Origin of the sequence: Halomonas sp. AOP27-A1-41, assembly GCF_052378605.1 — a bacterium.
Lineage (GTDB): Bacteria > Pseudomonadota > Gammaproteobacteria > Pseudomonadales > Halomonadaceae > Vreelandella > Vreelandella citrativorans.
On the sequence record NZ_JBQSXT010000001.1, the window covers coordinates 227242 to 250718 of the forward strand.

Sequence of the window (23477 nt, forward strand, 5' to 3'; positions counted from 1 at the left end):
CAATGAACAAGAGAAAGTGATTGGGTGCTTGCCGTTGATGCACGCCCCAAACGGATGGCGGTTATTGCAGGTAGCATTTGCGTTGCCGCATGGGGAGGATGAATAATGCTTCTCATTTTTTAAACTATTTTTTGAATTTTCTATGCTTGCGAGAACTTTACAGCAATGAGCACTTCTTTTAGTACCTGGCAGGCACGCTTTGAAAAGCTGCGCAGTAATAAGTTTTTTGAGACGTTTGTGATTGCCATCATTGTGATATCGGCGCTGGTAATTGGCGCACGCACCTACGATGAGGTGAGCCGGTTTGAGCAGTGGCTCGGCGTGCTGGATATGGCGGTGACGGTGTTTTTTCTGGTCGAGATCCTTATTCGTATGGCGGCAGAGCCCAGACTGCGGGATTTCTTCAAGAAAGGCTGGAACATCTTTGATTTCTTGATTGTTACCGCCAGTCTAATCCCCATGGATGAGTCAGAAATGGTGCTGCTGGCGCGCTTGCTACGCATCTTCCGCGTGCTGCGTCTGGTATCAATGATACCTGAGCTTCAAATGCTGCTGTCGGCGTTGATCAAATCCATTCCACGTATGGGATACGTGGCGCTTTTGATGTTTATTATTTTCTACATTTATGCCGCAATCGGCAGCTTTTTGTTCCACACCGTCGATGAGCAGCTATGGGGTAACATTGCGCTGGCCATGCTCACACTTTTCCAAGTGGCAACATTCGAAAGCTGGGCCACTGCCGTCCTGTACCCGACGATGGAGCACTTTCCCTATGCCTGGATCTACTTCTTAACGTTCATATTCCTCAACGCCTTTATCTTTCTCAATATGATGATCGGCATTGTGCTGGACGTCATGCAAAAAGAGAGCGCCCAGATGGCGCTGGACAGTGGCGAAGGAGAGGAAGCAGAAATACAGGGATTACGTAGCGATGTTCGAGAACTGCGTGCTCAATTGGACCGTATGGAATCGGCACTGACAAAGCGTGATACGAACTCGCCTCAATAGAAGGCAGGCACGCACCATGCGGTAGCGGATACGGCTTCTTCGAACATGGTAGGAATAGAGAAAGGGGCGGCCCGTGTTGCAAAACACGGGCCGCCCCTTTGGGTTATAGTGTTTATAAGGTACGGTTACTCCGGCAGGGCATAGACCACCAGTTGGTCGCCTACCTGATCTTTGACAATCGTATTGCCCCCGGCTACGAACGCCACATATTGTCGGCCCTCGTACTCGTAAGCGGCAGGATTGGCGACTGCGGGCGCTTCCGCTTGGTCAGACCAAAGCTGTTCGCCGGTTTCAAGCGAGTAAGCGCGAAGCTTGGCGTCTATGGATGCGCCGATAAATATAAGCCCCCCAGCCGTGATAGCCGGGCCGCCAATGGTCGGTGAGCCCCAACGCTCAGGCATGAAAAAGCCGTACTGCTGTGAAGCACCTACCGGGCGGCGCCACTTCACATCGCCGGTGGTCATATCCAGCGCCACCAACTCGCCAAAGGGCGGCTCCCAACAGGGCATGCCAAGCCAGTTAAGCGCTACTTCCAAACGCATGCCGTAGGGCGCGCCCTCTTGAGGAGAGTATCCGCTTTCATTACCTGAACCTCTGTCGGCTTCTTCAAAGTCGTCGCGATTAAATAGCTTCACGTATTGCACAATATGTGACGTATTGACGACGGCCGTTTGATTAACCGGGTCAAAGGCCACGCCGCCCCACTGCACGCCACCGGCACTGTCCGGGTAGGCAAGTGTTCCTTCGCCTTGGGTGGTAGGTGGGGTGTACATGCCTTCGTACCAAAGATCATCCCAAAGGGCGGAGCACTGGCCAAAGCTCACCGCATCGGCCAGCGCCCAGATGCTGGGTTTCTCAGACTGATCAAGCAGCGGGGCGGGTTTGGTGGGAAATGGCTGTGTGGGTGAGTAGACTTCGCCCTCTACTGTGCCATCGCCGCTAGGTACCTCGCGCTCTTCAATCGGCCACACGTCTTCGCCGGTTTCACGGTTAACCACGAAGAGAAAACCCATTTTGGTGGCCTGCATTAACGCCGGTATCTCTTCACCATCGACCGTAATATCCATCAGGGTAGGTGCGGCGTTAATGTCGTAGTCCCATAGGTCGTGATGTACCCACTGGCGTGACCATACGACCTCTCCGGTTTCAATATCCAGTGCGGTCGTGGACGTGGCCAGCGGCACTTCCTCGGTACGATTACCGCCCCAAAAGTTGGGCGAGGGCGAAGAGATGGGTAAGTATACAAGCCCAAGTTCTTCATCGGCTGCCATGTGAGTCCAAACATTGGCGGTACCGCTGCGTTCACGCATCTCTTCGGATAGCGCTTCAAAGGCCCACTCAAGCTCGCCTGTGCGCGCATTGACCGAGAAAACGGTACCCGAAGGGGCTTCACTGGTTGCCCAGTCTTTACCCGCCCAGCCCAGGATAAGCCGGTCACCCACGACAGTAGGGGGTTGCAAGAGCGATAACGGCCAATCTTCGGGAATATTATTCCACTGGTTAACGTTCAAAACACCATTATCAGCAAAGTCTTCACAGGGTTCACCGCTATCGGCATCGAGTGCGAAAAGCTGAGCATCCATGGTGCCGAAGTAGATGATTTTATCGCAGGCATTGCCAGAAGGCTCGTCCGCTTCCCAGTAGGCTACCCCGCGGCTTTTAAGCGCTGGCTGGGTCAAGGCTTCAAGAGAGGAATCGGTGTCAAACATCCAGCGCTGTTCGCCAGTGGCGGGGTCCAAGGCAAATACCCGGTAAAACGGCGTGCCTATATAGAGCGTATCGTTGGCAAATACGGGGGTTGCTGACCAAACCGTGGGAGGAAGATCGCCAGAGCCATCGGAGACATCGCCGGTATGAAACTCCCACGCTTTTTCTAAATGACTTACGTTGTCTACGTTGATCTGATCCAGTGGGCTATATTTTTGCGCATTAAGCTGCCCGTGAAAGCTATCCCAAATGGCGCCTTCGGGGACTAGCGGAATTGCCTGGCGGCTATTTGTCTCGTTTAAAGGTTCGCTTTGCTCGGAAGGCAGCGCTTGCGCCAATAGCGGTAACGGTGTGAACAGTAGCGCTAAAAGCAGGTTGCCAGTGAAACGAGAGGATGAACGCCCACATTGGCGTTGGGTATTTACATAATGAGCAGGCATAGAGCGCCTCAGGTCCGAGTGGGTTTAGAGGGGGAGCTTGCTATATCAACCATCAGCCAGATCAGGCCTATGACCATGGCGACGCCCAGCCACCACTGGTGTAAAAGCATAGCGGCGAAAAATGTCCCAGCCAGCCCAATAATAATAAGCGTACGAAGCGCGATGAGCCCGCCACTGGCGTTAAGTTTGAAGAGCACCAGTGCCGCGGCAATGAGCACAACGCAGGCCAGAATAGCCACCAATGCGCCAAGCGTGCCGGTTACGCCGGTCAACGGTGTTATATAAGCGTAAGTAGAAATCACAACACCCGCTAGAGCGGCTAAAAGCAGTACCCCTGCGCCCGTACGGCGTCTTTGTAATCGCGACATTGCATTATCACTCCTGTGATGAATAGATGGCCCCAATGTTTACCTAATTGTTCGTTTAAGCGTAGCAGACGCCGGTAATTGAGGTGGCGCTGACAGAAGGTTTATGTACGAGGCGGTTGCGAGGAGACGAGAGAGGGAATGCGCGCCTGATTAACGGTGCTGGTAAGGGCTGGTGCGTTGACGAGTAGGTGTGGCCTTTAACGAATCCTTTGAGTCCAGAGCTAGTACGCCTTGCAGGGCAGCAAGTTTTACCTTCTTTGAATGCCCTGCAAGCAGACGCTTAAAATAGGCATACATGCACTATGATAATAGTGCCTGTGAAGTGTTGGTTGAGTGTGTCCTGTTAATGTTACTTAAAAAGTTGCGGGTCTGGTTTGGCATTGATGCCGCTATGCCCATCCTTTACTATCTCTTATCTCTGGGCATTTTGACCAGAGTACTTATTCTTCTTTTTGACAGGTTAGCGCGCAAACTCTATCAAAAAGCGTAACTGAACCCATTTGGCCTCCCTTCATAATCACCGGTAGCTGATGGTTATCGGCAAAGTTTGCCGCACAAACCGGCACACCCGCCTCGAGCGGGCCGATATAGTCGATGCTTTGAGGCTGCAAGTGATGGATGGCTAGACTAGAGGTGTCGCCTCCCGCAATAAGCAACGTGCCAATACTATTTGAGTGAATAAGTGAGGCGATTAGCTTCGCGGAATGCTGGGCAATTTCCAATGCTGTAAGACCATGTGTTGTATCTTCATCTAACACGGCAAGGGTTGCCTTTTCTTCACGCAGGTGGCGCAAAATCTGCTCATACTCGGTGTGTGAGTGGGTTGCCAGCTGGCGAGCCGAAATCGTCACTTTTGTCATGTTGCTAGTGGCCGCCACTTGAGCGGCTGTGACGGAAGAACGGCTGCCCGCAAAGACGAGAAGCGGACCGGGCAGGCTGCTGGGTGGTTCGATATCCTGAGGGCTGGGATAAAGTGCTTCTACCACACTGCTGGAGCCGATCCACAGCTGGGGCTTCAAAGTATGGCTAAAACGTTCGCCAATACGCTTGAGATCGTTGTTATCAAACACATCACACAACACTGGGGAGCTGGGGCTGGCGTCATTAGTATGCAGTGCGATCTTATCCAAAAGGGTAATGTTGGAAAGACCCATGGTGCTAAAGTGTCGGCGCAGGTCAGCTTCCTGCATAGGTGTAACCGGATGCTGCTGCATGACCGGATGGCGGTCGATGCGGTATATCTGTCCATCAGTGCTTTTAGCAAACAAATTGCCAAACACGCAGTAACGCCCAAGGCTTGGCTGGCCGCCCACCATCAAGGTGGTGGCCGGTTTTAGCTGTTCAGAAAGCGCGGTAACGGCGGTCGCGATATTGCCAGTGCTTGGGCTGCTATCAAAGGTGGAGCATACCTTCAGGTGCAGAGTATCTGGCTGATGTGGCAAAAGCTGATGGCCGATACGCTGCATTTCCGTAGTTAACGCCTGTTGGCCCATACTTCGCGAAGCCGTTGCGATACCAAAGGCATCAAGGTCGGCCACTTCTTCACAAGAAGGCACCGCCAGATAGAGCCGAGCCTTTAATCCGGCGTGCCGCAGGGTCGCCAGGGTATCGGAGGCGCCAGTAAAGTCATCCGCGACGAATATATAGCGCATGTCTAGCGCCCGCCGAAGAAGTCGAGCGCCCTAGCAAGCGCGGGGCGGTCGGCGCAGTCTAACGGCGTGCCCGACTCAATACTTTGCCAAGCCTCCTGAAGGCTTGCCATACCGGCCGCCACGCCGTCAGGATGCGCCAGGATGCCGCCGCCGGCTAAAAACATAAAGTCAGCGCTTTGGATTTTAGTGCAGGTGAGTGGCAGGGTACCTGCCCACTGACCAGAGGAAAACACCGGCATCACGCGATCATCCGTATCGCCTAGCGCGGTGAGCGAAAGCTTGGCGGCGTGGGCTACTTCGTCGGTTTGGTCGGCGAACTTTCCGCCCATGCCATGGATGTGCATATGGTCAATTCCTGCCAGGCGGTAGAGCGTTTGATAGGCGGAAAAATCAATGCCTAAAGCAGGATGGCGTGCGAAGGCGCCAAACCCGTTACGGTGGCCATGAATGGCCAGTGGAGTTGAGGCGCGCAGGCTTTGCAGCGCGGAAAGCCCACACCAGTTAAGGCTCGCCATCACGCAGCTGCCGCCTTCGGCCTGAACATGATCGGCGTGCCGACGCATGGCATCCAGTTCGTCGGTGATATTGAATGCGATCATGACATCGCGGCCGGTACGCTCTCTAAACTGTCTGACACGCTGCATTACCGCGCTGACGCGTTCTTCGACCGGCGCATACGGATGATTACCTGCAATTTCGTCATCTTTGATGAAATCGACACCCGCCTTACAAAGCTGCTCGACAAGGTCGGCGGTCTCGGTAGGGCTCATGCCGATATTAGGTTTTAAAATAGTGCCAAACAGAGGGCGATTTGCCACGCCTGTTGCGCTGCGCGTACCTGCAATGCCGTGAGCCGGCAGCGAGTAGCGGTCGCGATACTCCGGGCGCAGCTGCAGCGCCATTAAGCGTAAACCGGTGAGTTCGCCTAAGTCGAAAAGATTACCGGCAACGGTCGCGGCAAGGTTTGGTAAGTTAACCCCGACGTTGTCTTCGGGATAGTCAATCTCCACCGCCACTTTTTTCCATGGGCCTTTAACACCCTTGCGCTCAAGATAGGCGCTGTGAAGACTGGGGGAGCCCAGTTCTTCCAGAACGTTTAAGTGAGTGACCCTGGCACCAAAGCGTGCCCTGATGGCGTCGGTCTCGCCCTTTACTTTTACAAAGGTGCCTGAGCTTTGCTCACCGGCCATCATCTCTGCGACGAGCGATGGATCAAGCGGTGTCTCGATCTGATAGGCAGCGCGGATCATGCTTCTGCCTCTTTCAGGTTCGGGAAGGGCCGCACGGGATCATTTCCGTCCCAGTTTTCCGACGCTTCACGGATCATGCGGAACATTTTGCCTTTGGGACCCAGCACCTCGGAAAGCTCAATAACGGTACCGGGGTGGTACTCACGATCAAAATACGCGAAACGCCCATTGGCACCCACTTCGCCACTCATTTTGACGTGATAACCGCGGGCCTGCATGGCGGCAAGGTCGGTGTCATAGTCTTCCGTCCAAAACGCGACATGCTGTAACCCGGTATTGCCCGCTTGTAGGAAATCACGGTACATGGAGGGGGCATCGTTACGCGTTTGAATCAGCTCAACCTGAATGAAGCCGGAGTTGGCCAGGGCCACCGAGTTATGCACGTCATATTGCTTGCCGTCATACGTATAGTTCTCGATAGGTACGCGCGGGTTGTAGAAAAAAGGCCCCACGCCCATCACTTTGTTCCAGTACTCCATGGCTGCTTCGATATCATTGACCACATAACCTAACTGACGAATAGCTCCAAGATATTGGCTCATGACACTTCCTACATAACAAGGTTAGGCAACCAGGTGGACAAAGAGGGCACCAATGTGACCAACGCCAAGGCTGCAAAAAGGGAAAGATAGAAGGGGGCCACACCACGAATAATCGAGGAAAGCGGCATCTTGGTAATGATCGATACCATGTAAAGGCTCATGCCCACAGGCGGGGTCAGCAGCCCAAGCATCAGGTTGAGCACGAAAACCACACCTAGCTGTTCTGGGGGAACGCCGGCTTGCAGCAAGGCAGGTGCCACAATCGGGGCAATAATGAGGATTGCGACGATAGCTTCCAGAAACATGCCCACGACCAATAAGAGCAGGTTCAGCAGAAGCAGAAGAACGAGCGGATTATCCGATACGCTTAGCAACCACTCACCTGCGTGGGCTGGAACACGATCCATCGTGAGTACCCAGGCAAACAAGGCCGCAGAGGCGACAACAAACAGCACGTTGGCGGTCGATAACACGGTTTCCCGGGTGCAGGTCAGGAAAGAGCGTACCGTTAAGGTGCGATAAATGATCACGCCAATAAGAATGGCATAGGCAGCGGTCATGCCCGCTGCCTCCGTGGGCCCAAAAAAGCCGCTGATCATGCCGCCCACTAACAGCACTGGGGCGAGCAGGGCGGGCAACGAGATCAGGGTTTTTTTACGAAAGGCTGCAAAGCTTGGCTGTACATCATCACGCGGCAGTTGAGAGCGCCTTGCCATAACCGCGACTTGTATCATTAGCGCCACTGCCACCACGAGTGCGGGAATGACACCTGCCAGCAGCGCACGGATAGTGGAAACTTCAGCCGCCGTGGCAAAGATGATAAGAGGAATAGACGGAGGGAAAATAGGCCCAATAGTCGCTGCGGCAATGGTAAGGCCGGATGCAAAGCGCTTGGTGTAGCCCTGTTGCTCCATCTGACGAATTTGAATGCCACCCAATGCCCCGATATCCGCTAATGCTGCGCCGGACATGCCGGAAAAAATCAGGCTGGTGAGCACGTTAACATGCGCCATGCCGCCACGAATACGCCCAACCACCATGCGCATCAATTCAAACAAATGCGTGGTGACACCGGTGGCGCCCAATAATGACGCTGCGAGTATGAAAAGTGGTACCGCCAATAGTGGCGTACTGTCCAGCGTATTAATGGCGCGCTGCGCCATAACCGTGAACGGCAGGTCGTAGAGAAAAATCACCAGCCCCGCTGACAAACCCAAACTGACCGCGACCGGCGCGCCAATCAGCAAGCTCCCCGCGAAAATGAGCAGTAACGTTAGGGACATACTAAAACCCTCCGCTGCATCATCCGCCCTAGACGGTAGAGTGATATCACCGCCAGCAACCCGATGCTGATAAACGCTGGCATGTATAGCCACAGATTGGGGATGCCCATAGCGGGTGAGGAAAAGCGCCCTGCGCGCATCAGAAAGCGATAAAAACCGTAGAGAGTCAGGGCGCAAAAGCCTAACGTTGCCAGTTCTGCTATCGCTAAACACAGGGTGCGCTTAACGCCTGATAGCGCATCCGCCAGCATGGTCACTGCCACATGCTGGCCATGGAACAGTAAATAAGGGGTCGCCAGGTACACCATGGAAATACCCGCAAACCGGGAGGCTTCATCCGCCCATGGCAGCCCAGTATTGAAGAGATTTCTGGCGAGTACTTGAGCGACGACTAGCATGGTGATGATCACCAGCAGTAGCATCGCAATACCGACAAGAATTTCGGACAGCCGGCTAAGACTTCGCTCTAATAGGGGTGCTTGACCGTTCATGGCTTAACGCGTTTCGCTGATGAGTTGATAGAAATCGCCGTATTGGCTATCGAACTCTTCTGTAATTCGCGCTTGCACACGGGTGCGGAAGGCATCTACATCCAGGCCTTCTTCCGGGCTAATAATCTGCATGCCTGCCTCGGCAAGTTGAGCAAGATCGCTGGCTTCTGCTTCCAACATGGCGGTCGTAGCGCGTTCGCGTACTTCCAGAGCCGCTTCAGCAATAGCCGCTTGATTCTCGGGTGACAAGGACTGCCAGGTATCGTCGTTAATGACGATGACCTGCGCGGCACTAATATGCCCCGTCAGCATCATGTGGCTTTGCACTTCATTCAGTTTGGCGCTGACCACGACGTTGACCGGGTTTTCCTGGCCTTCAACCACGCCGGTGGCGAGTGCTGTCGGTACTTCTGACCAATCAACCGGCACAGGAATGGCACCCATTCCTTCTACGGTCGCCATATATATGGGGAAGGGGATCGAGCGAATTTTTACACCGGCTAAATCGTCAGGCGTATGGATCTCCTGATTGGCCGTAAGATGCCGGGTGCCGAAGTAGAAGGCATACAGCAAACGTACGCCTGAAGCGGCGGCTAGTTCTTCGTTCAGAGTGCTCATAACCGGGGAGTCGACATCCATCACCTTCATAAGATGATCAACGTCGCGATAAAGGTAGGGCGTATCAAAGGCCGCGAAAGGGGCGTAGAGAGAGCCAATAGCGCCCGCGGTATTGTGAGAAAGCGCAATGGAGCCGGTAGAAACGGCTTCGGCGAGTTCCTGTAGGCGGCCTAGTTGGGAGTTGGGGTAGATCTCAACGGCCACATCGCCGGCCGTTTTTTCCTCAATGGCTTCCGCCAGCCATTCGGCCTGCATACCCGCAATCGAATTGGGCGTATGCATATGTCCGTAGCGAAGGGTGACTTCCTGCGCGGCCACACTTGTTGCACTTAGCGCCAAGGCGCCGGCTATTAAAGCGAGATGGCTATTGCGAACTAGTTTAACTAGCATTGTTATTCTCCAGACGATGATTGTTTTTTATTGTTTTGTAGCCAAGTGTTTTCCACCTGCTACTAACCAATAGGCTAGGGCAGGGCTGCTCTTCTAAGCAATGAGGAATTCATGATGGTTTTTGATGTAAAACGCCCCTTGATACCCGACATTGCAATGGCTGCGGGGGTCTCAACGGCAACCGTAGATCGCGTTCTGAACAGACGGCCCGGCGTGCGCAGAGTTACGCTACATCGCGTGCTGCAAGCGGCGGTTGAGGTGGGCTATTTAGGCGAAGAGGAGGTTAAAGCTCGTCTTGGGCCCGCCTTTTCCAAGGTGGTGTTTTTATTGCCCCAGGGTACCAACCCCTATCTCACTGGGCTAAATACCTATGTAAGAGCTCTGGCAGAACAGTCGATGGAGCCTCTTAAAGTGCGCAGCCACTTTATCGAAAGCTTCAATCCAGAGGCATTGGTTCAGGCATTGCGGCGTTACGGCAAAACCTCCGATGTAATCATTTTCATGGCCATCGAACACCCAAAGGTGCGCCAGGTAATTGATGAACTGGTTAATGCCGGAAAACGAGTCGTTACCATCATCTCTGACTTGCCCACCTCGAACCGGCATGCCTATATCGGAATTGATAACTTTGCCGCAGGGCGTACTGCCGCCAAAGTAATGGGACGCTTTTGCCGTGCACTTCAAGGTAAGCTTGCACTTGTGGCGGCGAGCCGCGCTTATCGCGCGCATATGGAAAGGGAGATGGGGTTTTTGGCGCTGATTGAGGAAAGCTTTCCCCATTTAACGGTGATTGGGCCTCAGGAAGGGCACGATAACCGGGATGAAAACTACCATAATACGTGCCGCTTGCTGGAGCAGCACCCCGATATTGTAGGGATCTATAATGTCGGCGGCTCGTCTGATGGGATTGGTCGAGCGTTGCATGAATCAAAACGTGATAAAGAGATATGTTTTATAGGACATGGTCTGACCCCGGATACGCGCAGCATGCTGATCGAGGGCATTATGGATATGGTCATTACCCAGAATCCCAGCGCTATCTATGCCCGGGCAATAGACATGGTAAGTAGTGACAAAACCGATAGCGGCGCTGTCTCGATGGAAATCTATTTTTCAGAGAATCTGCCAATCGCGAGTTTTTAGGTTGATAACCATATTACCAAAAAATATAGGCAAAACTAGGCGGTTTCACCTTCCCTCAAAACTAACACTATGAACTCGATAAGGTTTCCAGCTAATTGTGGTTAACGGAAATCTCGCTATGAAAAAGACACGCTATACCTAAGAGCAGATCATCGGCGCTATTAAAGAACATGAGGCAAGCGCCAAGATAGGCGACCTGTGCCGCAAGTTGGGCATTTCCAGTGGTACCTTCTACAACTGGCGCAGCAAGTATACGAGCTTGGAAGTGGATGAAGCGAAGCGCTTGCGGGAGCTTGAAATGGAAACCAGTAAACTGAAAAGCTTCTAGCTGACAAGCTCTTGGAAGAGGCCATGAAGGATGTACTGTCAAAAAAGTGATAATGGCGACAACACGTAAAGCGACTGCTAGGCATCTGGTTGGTTACCAACAGATCAGTGAGCTTCCTGCCGCCTTGTAGGCATATCCCGAACAGCGTACTGGTATCAAGCTCAGGGGAGCCAGGACGGTGTGCTTAGAGTAGCCTGAAGCCCACAACTGAGTCGTGGGCTTTTTATTGCTGAATGTGAATAGCTTGGCATGCCAAGCGGTTAGGCGGATGCCCACGCTTCGCTTATCTGCACATACTTGATGCGTTGTCGGAAATAGGTAAATGCAATATGTAGCACACCATCCTGACCTTGAATGATTGTCGGGTAGGAGTATTCACGGTTTTTCTTTTCGGCTGAATTATTGGTCATGCAGTAGCCATCGCCGATTTCCAGATCGCGTTTGATCGGCCAGCTGCGTCCACCATCGGTGGAGATGGCAAGCGTCATAGGCGCACGCGGGGCGCCCCAGAATGCAGCTTTTCCATTGTTGCTTGTCTGTTCGACGAGCTCCCCATGGTCTTCGGCATCTTCAATATCGTCATAAAGCGAGGTTCGGCGCTCTCCTTCGGGGTCCGCTCGACGGTGGTTGTAAACCAACGCGAGGTGGCCGTTATCTAAGCAGGTAAACTGAATAGAAGAGTTATTGTTGGGTAGCTCGACCGTCTTTGGGGCGCTCCACGTAATAGCGTCGTCGGAGCGGCTTGAATAGATAGCGTCGGCCCAGCGGCTACGATAGAGCGCCAGATAAGTGCCATCTTTGAGAGGCTGAATGTTCATATGCACACAGCCCACGCTATCGGGTACGTCATGTTGATGCCACGTTTTGCCGCTGTCTTCAGAAACCATAACGGCGCTGATGTCGTCGTTGCCCGTCCAGCGCTCGCCCTCGGCCACACGGCACAAGAAGACCGGCAGCACCCAACTGCCTTGGGGCGTAAAAACCGGCGGTTGGCGAATGAAGACACCCGGTGTCTCGAAGAGGGCTCGGGGTTCACTCCACTGATTGCCGTTATCGTGGGATATCCGGTAGCGAACGATGGCGGTGTTTTGGTGCCCGGAGAGCTGCGCTGTGTAAAGTAACCATAGCGCGCCGCCAGGTGCTGTAAACAGCACTGGGTTTTGCTCGGAACGGGTTTCATCGTCGGAGAGCTTCACCGGGTCTAACCACTGATCTTTGCTTTTTGCAAGCCGCGAAACGTAAATAGAAATATCGGGAACGCCCTCCTGGGTACCGCCAAACCAAGCGCAGAGCAGATCGCCGTTGGGCAGCTCGTGGAGAAACGAGGCATGGTTTTGTAGGCAGGGAGTGGGAAGGTAGGCCTCCAGGCGGCCACCGTCGATAGTGGCGGTATGCAAGCTACCCGTGAATGTGTCTTGTGTGAGCGCGCTCATACGTCGTCCTTTTTTACGGTATCAGGAGTGCTTGTTGCGATAGGTTGGGTGGGTCTTAATGCGGCGAAATGTGAAGCGCAGCAAAGGCCAATAAAGGGGCAGTAATGCAATAGCCCAGATAATGGCACTGATTGGTGTAATGAAATCCAGGTAGTTACCACGGGTGATCAAAAGCCCGCGCGCAATCTCGCTTTCGATGATTGGACCAAGCGTCATGCCAATCACGATAGGGGCACGAGGAATACCTGCTTTTGCCATGTAGTAGCCAAAGACTCCAACGCCGAGCATGACCAGAATATCCCAAGGGTTATTACGTAAGGCATAGGAGCCGATGATGCATATCAATAAAATGATCGGCAGAAGAATGCTTTCTTTTACCTGGAGCGCTCGCGAGAAAAGCTTGGCGCCGGGCAGGCCAATCAGCAGCACGATAAAATTGACGATGACGGTGGTGGCAAAAAACTGATAAACCAGTGGCGCATGGTCTCGCATTAATAGCGGGCCAGGTTGTAGACCGTGAATCATGAAGCTGCCGATGATCACTGCGGTGACGGCACCTCCGGGCAGGCCAAGGGTCAAGAGAGGGATCAGGGCACCCACGCCCGAAGCGCTGTTGGCGGTTTCAGAGCAGGCAATACCCTCGGGTTCACCCGAGCCGAAACGTTCTCGGTATTTGGAAAGGTTACGCCCCTGACTATAGGAGATAAGTGAGGCCACATCAGCGCCAGCGCCGGGTATTGCCCCTACAATAGTGCCGATGCCGGTTGAACGAAGCTGAGCGGGAATCAGCCGTCTCAGTAACGGCCAAGAGGGCAAGACTTTGGATACCTGTACGATAGGCTGAGTGCGATGAGAAATACGCTCGAAGCGCTGCATGATTTCCGGGATCGCGAATAAACCGATAATCACCGCAATGAACGGGATGCCACCCATCAGGTAGGGCATGCCCATCGTAAAGCGGGGCTGTCCGTTGATTTCATCAAGCCCGACAGTGGCCAGAAAAAGCCCGAGCAGACAGGCAATAGCTCCCTTCAGGAACGACCCGCCAGAGAGTGAGGCGACGGCCATCAATGCCAGCACGGCAATGGCGCAATACTCGCGCGGGCCCAACGAAAGTGCGAACTGCGAGATCGGATAGGCGAGGACGATCAGTATCAGCGAAGCAAGCACGCCGCCGATGAATGACGATATGGTACTGAGCCCCAACGCCAGTCCCGCTTGCCCCTTGCGCCCCATCGGGTAGCCGTCAAATACTGTGGTGACTGCCATCGCTGAACCGGGAATACCGATCACCGTGGCAGGAATCGAGCCACCAAAAACGGCACCGATATAGATACCTAACAGGCAGCTGATTCCGGTGAAGGGGTCGAATACAAACGTCAGCGGGCTGGCAATCGCCACTCCAAGCGAAGGAGATATTCCCGGCATGGCGCCGACCACAATACCAATCGCCACCGCACCTACTAGCAGCAGTAAAAGTAATGGGTCCAAAAGGGATGCAAACCCTTGTATTAATAGCTCAAACATACCGGGCTCCTTACCAGATTGAACCTAATGGGAGAGGAATACTAAATATGTGGTAAAAAACCATGTAGGTGCTCACGGCGATTCCAACGTTGATCACACCAATTTTGGCAAGTCCTACAAGGCTTAGCTCGGCGCGCAGCAAGGCCATGATCAGGGAAGTGATCAGAATGGAGGTAGCAATAAAGCCGACAATGTTCATAAGAAATGGAAAGAGGGCAATCGCTAACAAGGTGATGGGAATAGCATATGCGCGCCCACGGGCTGGTTGCGCCTTTACTGCTACACCCTGAGTACCTTGTGTTGCCAGTGCGCCCAGAAGAGCTTTCGCTTGGTCTGCGGCTGTGAATTGCCAAGGTACTTGAACGTGTTGGAGTTGGGCGGTAAAAGGTGGTGCATAAATGGCAGCCTCTAAGCGCTCGGCATTTTGTTGGCGGATGTCAATTGCTTGGTTGTCAGGTACGAAGAGAGCAGCCCATTCGCCATAAATTAGCTCACTTTTTCCAAGAGTTTTGCCATCGAAGGCTTCCAGGATCGTGAGTTCACCGTTCTGCAATAACTCTGAAAGTTCGGACCGGGCAGCGAGAATAATATCTATTTTTCCTTTAGACAGCGCATCGCGTAGCGCCTTGATATCCATTGCTTGCCATTGTTCGTTGGGCAGTACCTGTATATCTGAACGCTGACGTAGCTTTTCTAAAAAAACGGTGTCTTCAATTAGGCTGTCATAGCCAATTTTGAGTTGGGCAAACATATTGGTCGAAGTGTTCGTACCCGTGCGTGCGGCCAAAATGAAAGCATCAAAATAGAGAAGGCTTAGTGGTGTGAAGCCGCTTAAGTGTTCTTGCGCAGCCAACTCAGCATTGACCTGAGTTGCCCGGGATGAAGCGGCGAGAAGTGAGGTGTCTGGATGACTTTGCTTGATGACACTTAATGCAGAAAAACGGCCAAGCCCTGTGTGGCTCGAAAGCGCAAAATGGGTGCCAGCTTGAGTGTTGAGTGCCTCTGTCAAGGCTTTGAACGTTGTGTCATCCTCGGAACCCTCTGGAAAATTAGTAAAAATTTTATAGTTCTTATTAGTTAAAAATTGGGTAAGTGCAACGAGCGTGCAACTGATCAAGCCAAACAGCACAATGGTGGGAATAAAACCGGGGCCGATGGTGCGACGCATCTCGAACGGCATATCGAATGCTTGGATAAAAAAATAGCCCCCCACTAACAGCAGTAGGAGTAGTGTCCAGAACTCAATGGTTTTTAGCCGGTATTTAAGGGTCTGATATGTCATCAAGGTGCTATCCCTAAAAACGTTGGAGCATCCAGATGACAGCACCTGAATGCTCTTGCTCATATGGAGTGGTTTACTGCTTTAACAGACTGGCAGCGGTTGCAAAAGCTTCGCTTTGGCGTGTTAACCACTCTTTGAAATCGGCGCCAGTGCGCAGTTGAACGTTAAAGCCAATACGATTCATGCGCTCAATGAACTCTTCCTCTTGGGCGATTTCGGTACATGCATTAATCAGATAACTTTCTACGTCCTCTGGGATATCGGCGGGTGCTCCAATAGCACGGAATAACCCGATATCCAGTGGGTAGCCTGCTTCGGCTGAAGTGGGAACATCAGGTAGACTTTTAGAGCGCTCTTCGCTGAAGAAGGCGAGTATCCGGAGCTGGTCGGCTTGTACTTGAGAATATGCCTCAGCATCTGAAACGATAGCTCCGTCCACATGTCCCCCAATAACGGCAGTAATAGAATCACCTGAGCCTGAGTAAGGGATGAGAGTCGGGTCAGTGTCGGTGACATTTCCAGCCGAAAGCGCAATCAGCTCACCAATGGAGGTATACCCTAGTGCAAGGCGGTCAGGGTCTTCCTGAGCAATAGAGACCCAGTCTTCAAGAGTTTCAATCTCGCTGCTGGCGCTAACGGCGATACCGACAGGCTCTGCTGAGAGTAGGCAAATTGGCGTAAAATCCTCCGCACTGGTTGGAAAGCCATTGATAATATGTGGATTACCAACCAGTGAACTGTTGATCATGGCAATGGTGTAGCCATTGGGCTGTGCCGATGAGGCAGCGTGGAACCCTACAGCACCGCTACCACCTGTACGATTGACCGGCAGTACATCTACGCCTGAATATTCGGCCAGCGATTGAGAAAAGGCGCGTCCAACCAAGTCGTTACCCCCTCCTTGCCCAAACGGAATGATCAGTTCGATCGACCGTTCGGGATACTCGGCATGAGCCACCATAGGAAAAAGAAAAGAAGTGGCGAGAAGTGCTCCGAGTGTTTTGCGTACCGTCATATCAGTCTCCGTGTTTTTATTGTGCAGCGCATTTATGTTTAAGGGGTCATAAGCAACGCGGCCAACTTGGCTATTTTTCAGCTATGAACCTTTCCATGGCTATAAAATGATCGTAACAATCAATTTATGCATTTACACTTTCGTTGCATATACCAAAGTCAGGTTGTGTATTGGTTGTTAAGATTCAATAGGTTAATTGTTTTTTGATCGTTTTGGTCAATTATATTTGCTTGGTTTGCTTGCGATATTTTTTTGAATCAATCATTTTTATGATCGATTTGATCGCAAACGAGCTGAGGAAACTGACGCCATGACGCTATTTAAAGGCATTATCCCCGCCTTGATTACTCCAATGAACGATCGCCAGGCAGTTGATGAAGCCGCACTGCGTACATTGGTGGATACTTTGATTGATAAGGGCGTCCATGGGCTTTTCGCGCTGGGCACTAACGGCGAGTTCTTCGCGCTAAGTGATGACGAAAAACTGAACGTCGCTAGGATAGTCGTTGAACAAGCGCAAGGGCGAGTGCCGGTTATTGCGGGGACTGGTGCGTTTACCACCCAAGGCGTGATCGACATGAACGCCAGGATGGAGCAGATTGGGGTTGATGCATGTTCGATCATTACTCCTTACTTCAACGCGGTTTCCCAGCGTGAGCTTGTCGTTCATTATTCGGCGATTGCCGAACAAGCACCGCTGCCCTTTATGCTTTACAACATTCCCGCTAAAACTGGCGGCACGATTACCATTGATACTGTGGCCGAGCTTTCGCACCTGCCCATGGTGCAAGGTATTAAAGACAGCGGCGGCGATTTTGACCGGTTGACGCAGCTGGTTGGCTTGAAGCGCGACGATTTTGCTGTTTTCACGGGTACCGACTCACTCATCCTTTGGGGCCTACTGGCGGGTGCCGATGGCGCGGTAGCGGCTACCACCAACGCAGTACCCGATGTCGTGATGACCATCTATAACGCCTTCCAGGCAGGCGACATTGAAACAGCCCGTGAAGCACAGGAAAAGCTTCGCGTGCTGCGCACGGCTTTCGGCATGGCGACTATGCCGGTGGTATTGAAAGCAGCAGCCGAGTTGATGGGCATGCCAGCAGGCCCTACACGCGCTCCCGCGCTCCCGCTAAGCGATCAACAGCGCCAGCAGCTTGATGAGTTGATGCAGGTTTATCGCTAATGCTTGAGAGGCCATCAATGTCTTTATCGGACACGGCGCGGCTTATTATTCTGGCGGATGATCTGTCAGGTGCTGCTGACTGCGCGGTGAGCTACGCCAGGAGCGGTTCAGCGACGGTTATTGAGCTTGCTCTACAAAACAACGTAGATGCGCAGGTGTTGGTTTTCGATACGGATTCTCGCCATTTGGACGCAACCGAGGCAGCTAAGCTGAATGTTGAGGCCTGGCGCGCAGTACGCCAGCCAGGTCTTCGTCTTTATAAAAAAATCGATTCAACACTTCGTGGCAACTGGGCTCAGGAAGTTGCCGCGCTGATTCCTGAGGTGGGAATGGCGGTGGTAGCTCCGGCCATGCCTGCGATGAAGCGCTTTACTCGAGACGCACGACAGTTCATTGACCATACGCCTGTCGAAGAGACACCGGTGTGGGGCAATGAGGAGCGGAGCGGCAAGGCTTCATTGAGCGATATGCTGGTCGAGGCGGAGATTAACGTCGCTCACTTGTCGCTTGCCACGCTGCGTGAGTCCTCTACGAACGTGCTACGTCAGTGGCTTTTAAAACATCAGCAAAATCAGATAGAGGCCGTGGTGTGCGACGCTGAAAGTGACGCAGACCTTGAGCATCTCGCTGAAGCAACGCATACCCTTGACCGCATCTTCTGGGTAGGCTCGGCAGGGCTTTCAACAGCGCTTTGCCCCTATCTTGGTCGTGACGCAGGTACGGCTTTAATGCCGCCCATCACGATAGAAGGGCCGGTTTTGATGGTGGTGGGGAGCATGTCGTCCGTTTCACATCGTCAGGTTGACTACCTGTTAACGAAACGTGGCAAAGCGCTTGAACACTTCCAAGTGGATATCGCCGATCTACTGACCCTCCAGGATGCGCCTTTTGCGCTGAAAAGAGCGCAACAAGCGCTTGAAGCAGGGCACGATGTACTTGTAAGTCTGACTCAGCAAGCCCCGGACCCTTCCATTGACGGTTATGCGCTGACGCAGCGTCTAGCTAGCCACTTGGGCAACCATATAAGCCTGCTTGGAGCGCTCGTCGCGACGGGTGGCGAAACAGCTAAAGCCTTGCTTAGCGCAGCCGGTATCAATCATCTGCATCTCGTTGATGAGCTTGAGCCGGGTGTTGCGCTCTCGGTTAACGGCCAAGGCATGCCGGTAGTGACCAAGGCGGGCGCCTTTGGTAGCGAGACGACGCTTTATGAGGCTTGGCGCACGCTGGTCGATAAACGTCCTTCCAGTTCATGTCGTTGTTGAGCCTTGCCAGGTTCTGCACCTAGTTACTTCGGAGTAATACTACCAATGAGCTACCTTCCTGTTGTAGGTATCACCATGGGGGATGCCGCAGGCGTCGGCCCTGAAGTCATCATGAAGGCTCTTGCCCATGAGAGCGTATACACCACCTGCCGACCACTCGTTATCGGCGACGCGGGTCGTTTGAAAAAAGCAGGACAGATTGTTGGCAGCCAGCTGACCCTGAATGTGATCGATGACGTCAGTGCGGCGAAATTTGTGCCAGGCACGCTGGACTGCATTGATCTTGGGCTGATTCCTGAAGATTTACCGTACGGACAGGTATCCCCGGTTGCCGGTGATGCAGCTTATCAGTTCATCGCGCATACCGTTGAGCTGACGCATAGGGGCGATCTTGATGCCATTTGTACAGCACCGCTAAATAAAGAGGCGCTACACGCTGGCGGGCACCTCTTTCCAGGACATACGGAGATGCTGGCGCACCTGACCGGCATCGACGAAGTTTCGATGATGCTGGTGGCGCCTAATCTTCGCGTCATTCATGTCACCACCCATATCGGCCTGCTAGACGCTATTCACCGTATTGAGCCGGGACTCGTCAAACGTACTATCGAGCGTGCCCATGAAACGCTTACCCGCGCGGGTATCGATAACCCACGCATCGGTGTTTGTGGTATTAACCCTCACGCTGGTGAGAATGGTTTGTTCGGTTATGGCGAAGAAGAAGAGAAAATTGTCCCTGCGATTGAAGAGCTCACCGCGCGTGGGTGGGATGTTCAAGGCCCGCTTCCTGCCGATACGCTGTTCTTCCGCGCTGGCAGAGGTGACTTTGACGTAGTGGTAGCGATGTATCACGACCAAGGGCATGGCCCCGTTAAGGTGATGGGGCTTGAGGCCGGCGTTAATGTGACCGTGGGATTGCCCGTTATTCGTACCTCAGTGGATCATGGCACGGCATTTGATATCGCTGGGAAGGGCGTGGCTGACGAGCGCAGCCTGCTTGAGGCGCTTAAGCAAGCCGTTGATCTCGCCAATCGTCGTGAAAAACCCGCTACATCAACCACCGTAAAGGAGAACGCATAATGAAACGTATCGGCTTTATCGGCTTGGGCCTGATGGGTGCCAACATTGCTCGTAATATCATGCAAGGTGGCTACTCAATGTCCGTTTTTGATCCGCGAGAGGACAGCATCGCGCCGCTACTGAAACAGGGGGCTCAGTCGGTGGACTCTCCCAAGGCGCTGGCAGAGTGCTCGGATATTGTGTTTATTTGTGTACCTGGCGCTCCGCAGGTCGAATCGATTGTTGAAGGTGAGCAGGGGTTGGCGTTGGGTGCTCACGAAGGGCTTGTCATTGTGGACTGTTCAACGTCCGACCCGACCCTGACGCGCCGCTTAAACGAAACGCTCGCCGCTAAGGGCGTCACTTTCATGGATGCTGCCTTGGGCGGTACGCCGACCCAAGCGGAATCAGGCGAGCTACAGGCTATCGTCGGTACTGATGATGCCACGCTTGAAGCCATACGCCCGGTGCTGGAGTGCTGGGCGGGTAAAATCCTGCACGTAGGCCCAGCAGGCGCAGGCCATACCATGAAACTGCTCAATCAATTTTTGGCCATGGGCTACGGTGCGATTTATTCTGAGGCGCTTACCATCGGCGCCAAAGCGGGCGTAACTCCTGCGGTATTTGACAGCGTTATACGCGGCAGTCGAATGGATAGTGGTTTTTATCAGACGTTCTTCCAGTACGTGCTGGAGCGCGACCGCGACGCCCACCGTTTTTCGCTGGCCAATGCTGGCAAGGATATCCGCTACGTAGCCAACCTGGCGGATGCCTTGAACGTTCAAGCGGGAGTCGCTCATGCCATTAAGGATTTATACGCAAGCGCACTGGAAGAAGGTGCTGGAGAAAGCTTTGTACCTGAGCTTTCCGATATCGTCGCTAAGCGACACGGTGTGTCCTTCTCATCGTAAAAGCGCTCTGCCTTAAGGAGTCTCAATGAAAGTCGCCAAGCGCCGCAGCGCCATGCTGGAAGCAGTCCACAATGGAATGACCGATGTGGAGACGCTTTGTGAGCGTTTTAATATCTCCGAGGCCACCGTTCGGCGAGACTTGTCATCGCTGGCCGACGAGGGGTACATCGTGCGCACCTATGGTGGTGCCGCCGCAGTGGTTGGCAAGCGTGAGCCAGAGCTTTCGCTGGTTCAGCGCCAGCACGAGCGGGGCGATGTCAAAGCGCATCTTGCGCTCGCAGCACTTGGTCATATTGAGGACGGTGATACGCTGCTGCTTGACGGTGGGTCCACCACTACGGCGCTGGCTAAGGTGTTAGGGCAGCGGCGCAGGCTTCATGTGTTTACCAATAATGTTGCTGCTCTGCCCGCTCTGGCGGCTATCAAAGACTGCAAAGTGACGCTTTTAGGTGGAGACCTGCGGGCGGCTAGTATGACGACCTACGGCGTGACGGCTCAGGCCGCTCTTGAACGCTTATCGGTAGATAAACTTTTTGTAAGTGCTGATGGTGTAGTGGCCGACTTGGGGCTGTGTGAAGCCAGCGCTGAGCAGGCTTATTTAAAAGAGATGATGATCCGACGCGCTCTGAAAGTGGTAGTGCTCGCTGACTCCAGTAAGTTGGGTAACGCACGACAACAACACTGGACGCCTATGCTAAGCCACTGGACGCTTATTACCGATGATCAGGCCGGAAGTGACAAGCTTGAAGTGTTTAAGCGTAGTCGTGCCGTCACTCTCGAAGTGGTCAACGTCTAGCCGTACAGTCAAAATTCAGGAAGTTACTCAATGCATATATTAGTGACAGGGTGCAGCTCGGGCATTGGTCTGGCGATCTGTCAGCGCTTGATTGATCAAGGGTTGGACGTGACAGGGCTTTCAAGGCGTCCACCGCCAATCGAAAGTGGACGGTTTCGGTGGGTCAGCGCCGACTTGGGCGCGCTTGCAACCAGTGTACTTGAGCTTGATTTATCCGTATTTGATGCTTTTGTGCACGCTGCTGGGGTCATGCATATCGGAGATATTCAGGCGTATGAACAGACGCAGGCACAAGAAATGTGGCGGCTTCACGTCGATGCGCCAGCGTTATTGGTTAAAAAGCTCCTTGCTGAACATGCTCCTTTAAAGCGCATTATCCTGATTGGAAGCCGAACCCAGCAGGGCGCTCTGGGTAAAAGTGCTTATGCCGCCTCGAAAGCGGCTCAGCAGGGGCTGATACGTTCTTGGGCAATGGAGTTGGTAGCCAAAAATACCACCGTCAACCTGGTTGCCCCAGGAGCAACGCGTACTCCCATGCTTGAAGATCCCAATCGGGTAGGTGTGGCGCCCAAGCTCCCTCCTATGGGCCGCTTTATCGAGCCCGAAGAAATCGCCGCAAGCGTTGCGTTTTTACTCAGTGAGTCGGCATGCTCTATCACTGGACAGACGCTAACGGTCTGTGCGGGCGCCTCGCTTTAAGCATACCCCTCACAGCGGCGTTTTACTCGCCTCCCCAGGTACTTCGCGCACAAGTCGGGGCATCAGAAAACCGGGTAGGTGCTCACGTAGTTGGGTGATGAGCGCACGTGCTTCATCATCCGGTACATCAAAATGAGCGGCGCCCTGCACTGGGTCTAATACATGCAGGTAGTAGGGCAGGATGCCTGCCTCAAAAAGCCGCTCTGAAAGGGCGGTGAGTGTGCTCACTTCGTCGTTAACGCCGCGCAGCAGTACGCTTTGATTAAGCAACGTGGCACCGGCTTCTTTTAATCGGGTGCAGGCCTCAACGACGGCTTGATCTATCTCGTTGGCATGATTGATATGCAGTACCACGACTTTTTGCAGCCGGGTATTGCCCAGCCAGGCAAGTAGCGCATTATCGATACGATCAGGAATCACCACGGGTAAGCGTGTGTGAATGCGCAGCCGCTTAAGATGAGGGATTTTTTCCAGCTCGCCGACTAGCCAGGCTAGCTGACGGTCGTTGGCGGCCAGCGGGTCGCCGCCGGAAAGAATGGCTTCATGAATGGTGGGGCTGCTGCGCAGGTAATCAAGCGCATCTTGCCACTGGGCGCGGGATGGTGAATTATCGCTGTAGGGAAAGTGGCGACGAAAACAGTAGCGGCAGTTAATTGCGCAGTTTGGGCTTGCGATTAATAGCACCCGACCGGCGTATTTGTGAATCAACCCTTTGGCAGGGCGATGATCGGCCTCTTCAAGAGGGTCAAGCACGTAACCACTAGGCGTGAGCGCTTCGTCGCTGACGGGCAGCACTTGGCACAGCAGCGGGTCGGACGTATCGCCGTAAGTAATGCGTGACAAATAGGCCTCGGGTACGCAGGTTTCAAACAGCCTATGCCCGGTATGTGCGCCAGAGAGCCATTCACTCTTTAGTCCAAGCCGCTTGCAAAGCTCTTGTGGGTCACGAATGGCGCTGGAAAGCTGCTGTTGCCACGTAGGGCTTGAGGCTTCGTTGAATCGCTCGTGATTATCCGAGGCAACGATCATAATGTTCTCCTGCAAAAAGCCCTCCTTCGGGTTATCATGCGCGCACTTATTTGACGAT

At 53.3% G+C, this 23477-nt stretch carries 21 protein-coding genes and 1 pseudogene; 9 read left to right on the plus strand and 13 right to left on the minus strand.

Annotated features, from left to right (window positions below; translation table 11 throughout):
- The first annotated feature begins 165 nt into the window (after positions 1-165).
- Positions 166-1008 (plus strand): ion transporter, encoded by an 843-nt coding sequence (locus ACT3TC_RS00945; protein ID WP_192526298.1) that lies wholly within the window; start codon positions 166-168, stop codon positions 1006-1008.
- Positions 1009-1133: 125 nt separating this feature from the next.
- Here the strand turns inward: ACT3TC_RS00945 and ACT3TC_RS00950 are convergent, their stop codons facing one another.
- The 8 genes from ACT3TC_RS00950 to ACT3TC_RS00985 form a co-directional block, all read right to left on the minus strand.
- Positions 1134-3155, minus strand: a complete 2022-nt coding sequence (locus ACT3TC_RS00950; RefSeq protein ID WP_444638799.1) for a pyrroloquinoline quinone-dependent dehydrogenase — start codon at positions 3153-3155, stop codon at positions 1134-1136.
- Between the two features lie 8 nt (positions 3156-3163).
- Positions 3164-3523, minus strand: a complete 360-nt coding sequence (locus ACT3TC_RS00955) for a hypothetical protein (protein ID WP_444638800.1) — start codon at positions 3521-3523, stop codon at positions 3164-3166.
- 440 nt (positions 3524-3963) lie between these two features.
- Positions 3964-5175 carry a four-carbon acid sugar kinase family protein gene (locus ACT3TC_RS00960; RefSeq protein ID WP_444638801.1) on the minus strand — a complete coding sequence of 404 codons (1212 nt, stop codon included), beginning with the start codon at positions 5173-5175 and terminating at the stop codon, positions 3964-3966.
- Between the two features lie 2 nt (positions 5176-5177).
- Positions 5178-6425: a RuBisCO large subunit C-terminal-like domain-containing protein gene (locus ACT3TC_RS00965; protein ID WP_444638802.1), complete on the minus strand. Its 1248-nt coding sequence runs from the start codon at positions 6423-6425 to the stop codon at positions 5178-5180.
- A complete protein-coding gene (locus tag ACT3TC_RS00970; protein ID WP_444638803.1) occupies positions 6422-6967 on the minus strand; it encodes a VOC family protein in 546 nt (181 codons plus the stop codon). The genes ACT3TC_RS00965 and ACT3TC_RS00970 overlap by 4 nt, the downstream gene beginning before the upstream one ends.
- A gap of 8 nt (positions 6968-6975) precedes the next feature.
- On the minus strand, positions 6976-8250 hold the full coding sequence (locus tag ACT3TC_RS00975) for a TRAP transporter large permease (RefSeq protein ID WP_444638804.1): 1275 nt from the start codon (positions 8248-8250) through the stop codon (positions 6976-6978).
- Complete coding sequence (locus ACT3TC_RS00980) at positions 8241-8741, minus strand: TRAP transporter small permease (protein ID WP_444638805.1); 501 nt, start codon at positions 8739-8741, stop codon at positions 8241-8243. The genes ACT3TC_RS00975 and ACT3TC_RS00980 overlap by 10 nt, the downstream gene beginning before the upstream one ends.
- 3 nt (positions 8742-8744) lie before the next feature.
- Positions 8745-9749 carry a TRAP transporter substrate-binding protein gene (locus ACT3TC_RS00985; RefSeq protein ID WP_444638806.1) on the minus strand — a complete coding sequence of 335 codons (1005 nt, stop codon included), beginning with the start codon at positions 9747-9749 and terminating at the stop codon, positions 8745-8747.
- 111 nt (positions 9750-9860) lie between these two features.
- Between ACT3TC_RS00985 and ACT3TC_RS00990 the strand changes: the two genes are divergently transcribed.
- Positions 9861-10892 (plus strand): LacI family DNA-binding transcriptional regulator, encoded by a 1032-nt coding sequence (locus ACT3TC_RS00990; protein WP_444638808.1) that lies wholly within the window; start codon positions 9861-9863, stop codon positions 10890-10892.
- 148 nt (positions 10893-11040) lie between these two features.
- A pseudogene (locus ACT3TC_RS00995) lies at positions 11041-11397 on the plus strand (transposase); the annotation flags it as partial.
- Between the two features lie 83 nt (positions 11398-11480).
- Here the strand turns inward: ACT3TC_RS00995 and ACT3TC_RS01000 are convergent.
- From ACT3TC_RS01000 to ACT3TC_RS01015, 4 genes are all read right to left on the minus strand, one after another.
- Entirely contained in the window at positions 11481-12653 is a 1173-nt protein-coding gene (locus ACT3TC_RS01000; protein ID WP_444638809.1) for a sialidase family protein, read from the minus strand.
- A 21-nt stretch (positions 12654-12674) separates the two neighbouring features.
- A complete protein-coding gene (locus tag ACT3TC_RS01005) occupies positions 12675-14180 on the minus strand; it encodes a tripartite tricarboxylate transporter permease (protein ID WP_444638810.1) in 1506 nt (501 codons plus the stop codon).
- Positions 14181-14190: 10 nt separating this feature from the next.
- A complete protein-coding gene (locus tag ACT3TC_RS01010; RefSeq protein ID WP_444638811.1) occupies positions 14191-15462 on the minus strand; it encodes a tripartite tricarboxylate transporter TctB family protein in 1272 nt (423 codons plus the stop codon).
- A gap of 73 nt (positions 15463-15535) precedes the next feature.
- Positions 15536-16477, minus strand: coding sequence for a Bug family tripartite tricarboxylate transporter substrate binding protein (locus ACT3TC_RS01015; protein ID WP_444638812.1), 942 nt, complete (start codon positions 16475-16477; stop codon positions 15536-15538).
- Between the two features lie 310 nt (positions 16478-16787).
- On the opposite strand from ACT3TC_RS01015, the gene dapA reads away from it, so the two are divergent.
- From dapA to ACT3TC_RS01045, 6 genes are read left to right on the plus strand one after another with little or no spacing between them, the layout of a single operon-like run.
- The gene (gene dapA, locus ACT3TC_RS01020; RefSeq protein WP_444638813.1) at positions 16788-17663 is read left to right on the plus strand and encodes a 4-hydroxy-tetrahydrodipicolinate synthase; all 876 of its coding nucleotides are present in this window, start codon (positions 16788-16790) and stop codon (positions 17661-17663) included.
- Between the two features lie 17 nt (positions 17664-17680).
- On the plus strand, positions 17681-18925 hold the full coding sequence (locus tag ACT3TC_RS01025) for a four-carbon acid sugar kinase family protein (RefSeq protein ID WP_444638814.1): 1245 nt from the start codon (positions 17681-17683) through the stop codon (positions 18923-18925).
- Positions 18926-18970: 45 nt separating this feature from the next.
- Complete coding sequence (gene pdxA, locus ACT3TC_RS01030) at positions 18971-20005, plus strand: 4-hydroxythreonine-4-phosphate dehydrogenase PdxA (protein WP_444638815.1); 1035 nt, start codon at positions 18971-18973, stop codon at positions 20003-20005.
- On the plus strand, positions 20005-20895 hold the full coding sequence (locus tag ACT3TC_RS01035) for an NAD(P)-dependent oxidoreductase (protein ID WP_444638816.1): 891 nt from the start codon (positions 20005-20007) through the stop codon (positions 20893-20895). Before pdxA ends, ACT3TC_RS01035 begins: the two co-directional genes overlap by 1 nt.
- A gap of 25 nt (positions 20896-20920) precedes the next feature.
- Entirely contained in the window at positions 20921-21691 is a 771-nt protein-coding gene (locus ACT3TC_RS01040; protein WP_444638817.1) for a DeoR/GlpR family DNA-binding transcription regulator, read from the plus strand.
- A gap of 30 nt (positions 21692-21721) precedes the next feature.
- Positions 21722-22390 (plus strand): SDR family NAD(P)-dependent oxidoreductase, encoded by a 669-nt coding sequence (locus ACT3TC_RS01045; RefSeq protein ID WP_444638818.1) that lies wholly within the window; start codon positions 21722-21724, stop codon positions 22388-22390.
- A 9-nt stretch (positions 22391-22399) separates the two neighbouring features.
- On the opposite strand, the gene epmB is transcribed toward ACT3TC_RS01045, so the two are convergent.
- Positions 22400-23419 carry an EF-P beta-lysylation protein EpmB gene (epmB, locus tag ACT3TC_RS01050; RefSeq protein ID WP_444628272.1) on the minus strand — a complete coding sequence of 340 codons (1020 nt, stop codon included), beginning with the start codon at positions 23417-23419 and terminating at the stop codon, positions 22400-22402.
- Between the last annotated feature and the right edge of the window lie 58 nt (positions 23420-23477).

Excerpts from the sequence above, each read along its gene's own strand:
- dapA (WP_444638813.1), top strand. The coding sequence starts at position 16,788 with ATGACGCTATTTAAAGGCATTATCCCCGCCTTGATTACTCCAATGAAC.
- ACT3TC_RS00945 (WP_192526298.1), top strand. The coding sequence starts at position 166 with ATGAGCACTTCTTTTAGTACCTGGCAGGCACGCTTTGAAAAGCTGCGC.
- ACT3TC_RS01035 (WP_444638816.1), top strand. The coding sequence starts at position 20,005 with ATGAAACGTATCGGCTTTATCGGCTTGGGCCTGATGGGTGCCAACATT.
- ACT3TC_RS01005 (WP_444638810.1), bottom strand. The coding sequence starts at position 14,180 with ATGTTTGAGCTATTAATACAAGGGTTTGCATCCCTTTTGGACCCATTA.
- ACT3TC_RS00950 (WP_444638799.1), bottom strand. The coding sequence starts at position 3,155 with ATGCCTGCTCATTATGTAAATACCCAACGCCAATGTGGGCGTTCATCC.
- ACT3TC_RS01000 (WP_444638809.1), bottom strand. The coding sequence starts at position 12,653 with ATGAGCGCGCTCACACAAGACACATTCACGGGTAGCTTGCATACCGCC.
- ACT3TC_RS00965 (WP_444638802.1), bottom strand. The coding sequence starts at position 6,425 with ATGATCCGCGCTGCCTATCAGATCGAGACACCGCTTGATCCATCGCTC.
- ACT3TC_RS01045 (WP_444638818.1), top strand. The coding sequence starts at position 21,722 with ATGCATATATTAGTGACAGGGTGCAGCTCGGGCATTGGTCTGGCGATC.
- ACT3TC_RS00970 (WP_444638803.1), bottom strand. The coding sequence starts at position 6,967 with ATGAGCCAATATCTTGGAGCTATTCGTCAGTTAGGTTATGTGGTCAAT.
- ACT3TC_RS00960 (WP_444638801.1), bottom strand. The coding sequence starts at position 5,175 with ATGCGCTATATATTCGTCGCGGATGACTTTACTGGCGCCTCCGATACC.
- ACT3TC_RS01040 (WP_444638817.1), top strand. The coding sequence starts at position 20,921 with ATGAAAGTCGCCAAGCGCCGCAGCGCCATGCTGGAAGCAGTCCACAAT.
- ACT3TC_RS01015 (WP_444638812.1), bottom strand. The coding sequence starts at position 16,477 with ATGACGGTACGCAAAACACTCGGAGCACTTCTCGCCACTTCTTTTCTT.
- epmB (WP_444628272.1), bottom strand. The coding sequence starts at position 23,419 with ATGATCGTTGCCTCGGATAATCACGAGCGATTCAACGAAGCCTCAAGC.
- ACT3TC_RS01010 (WP_444638811.1), bottom strand. The coding sequence starts at position 15,462 with ATGACATATCAGACCCTTAAATACCGGCTAAAAACCATTGAGTTCTGG.
- ACT3TC_RS00955 (WP_444638800.1), bottom strand. The coding sequence starts at position 3,523 with ATGTCGCGATTACAAAGACGCCGTACGGGCGCAGGGGTACTGCTTTTA.
- ACT3TC_RS01025 (WP_444638814.1), top strand. The coding sequence starts at position 17,681 with ATGTCTTTATCGGACACGGCGCGGCTTATTATTCTGGCGGATGATCTG.
- ACT3TC_RS00980 (WP_444638805.1), bottom strand. The coding sequence starts at position 8,741 with ATGAACGGTCAAGCACCCCTATTAGAGCGAAGTCTTAGCCGGCTGTCC.
- pdxA (WP_444638815.1), top strand. The coding sequence starts at position 18,971 with ATGAGCTACCTTCCTGTTGTAGGTATCACCATGGGGGATGCCGCAGGC.
- ACT3TC_RS00985 (WP_444638806.1), bottom strand. The coding sequence starts at position 9,749 with ATGCTAGTTAAACTAGTTCGCAATAGCCATCTCGCTTTAATAGCCGGC.
- ACT3TC_RS00990 (WP_444638808.1), top strand. The coding sequence starts at position 9,861 with ATGATGGTTTTTGATGTAAAACGCCCCTTGATACCCGACATTGCAATG.
- ACT3TC_RS00975 (WP_444638804.1), bottom strand. The coding sequence starts at position 8,250 with ATGTCCCTAACGTTACTGCTCATTTTCGCGGGGAGCTTGCTGATTGGC.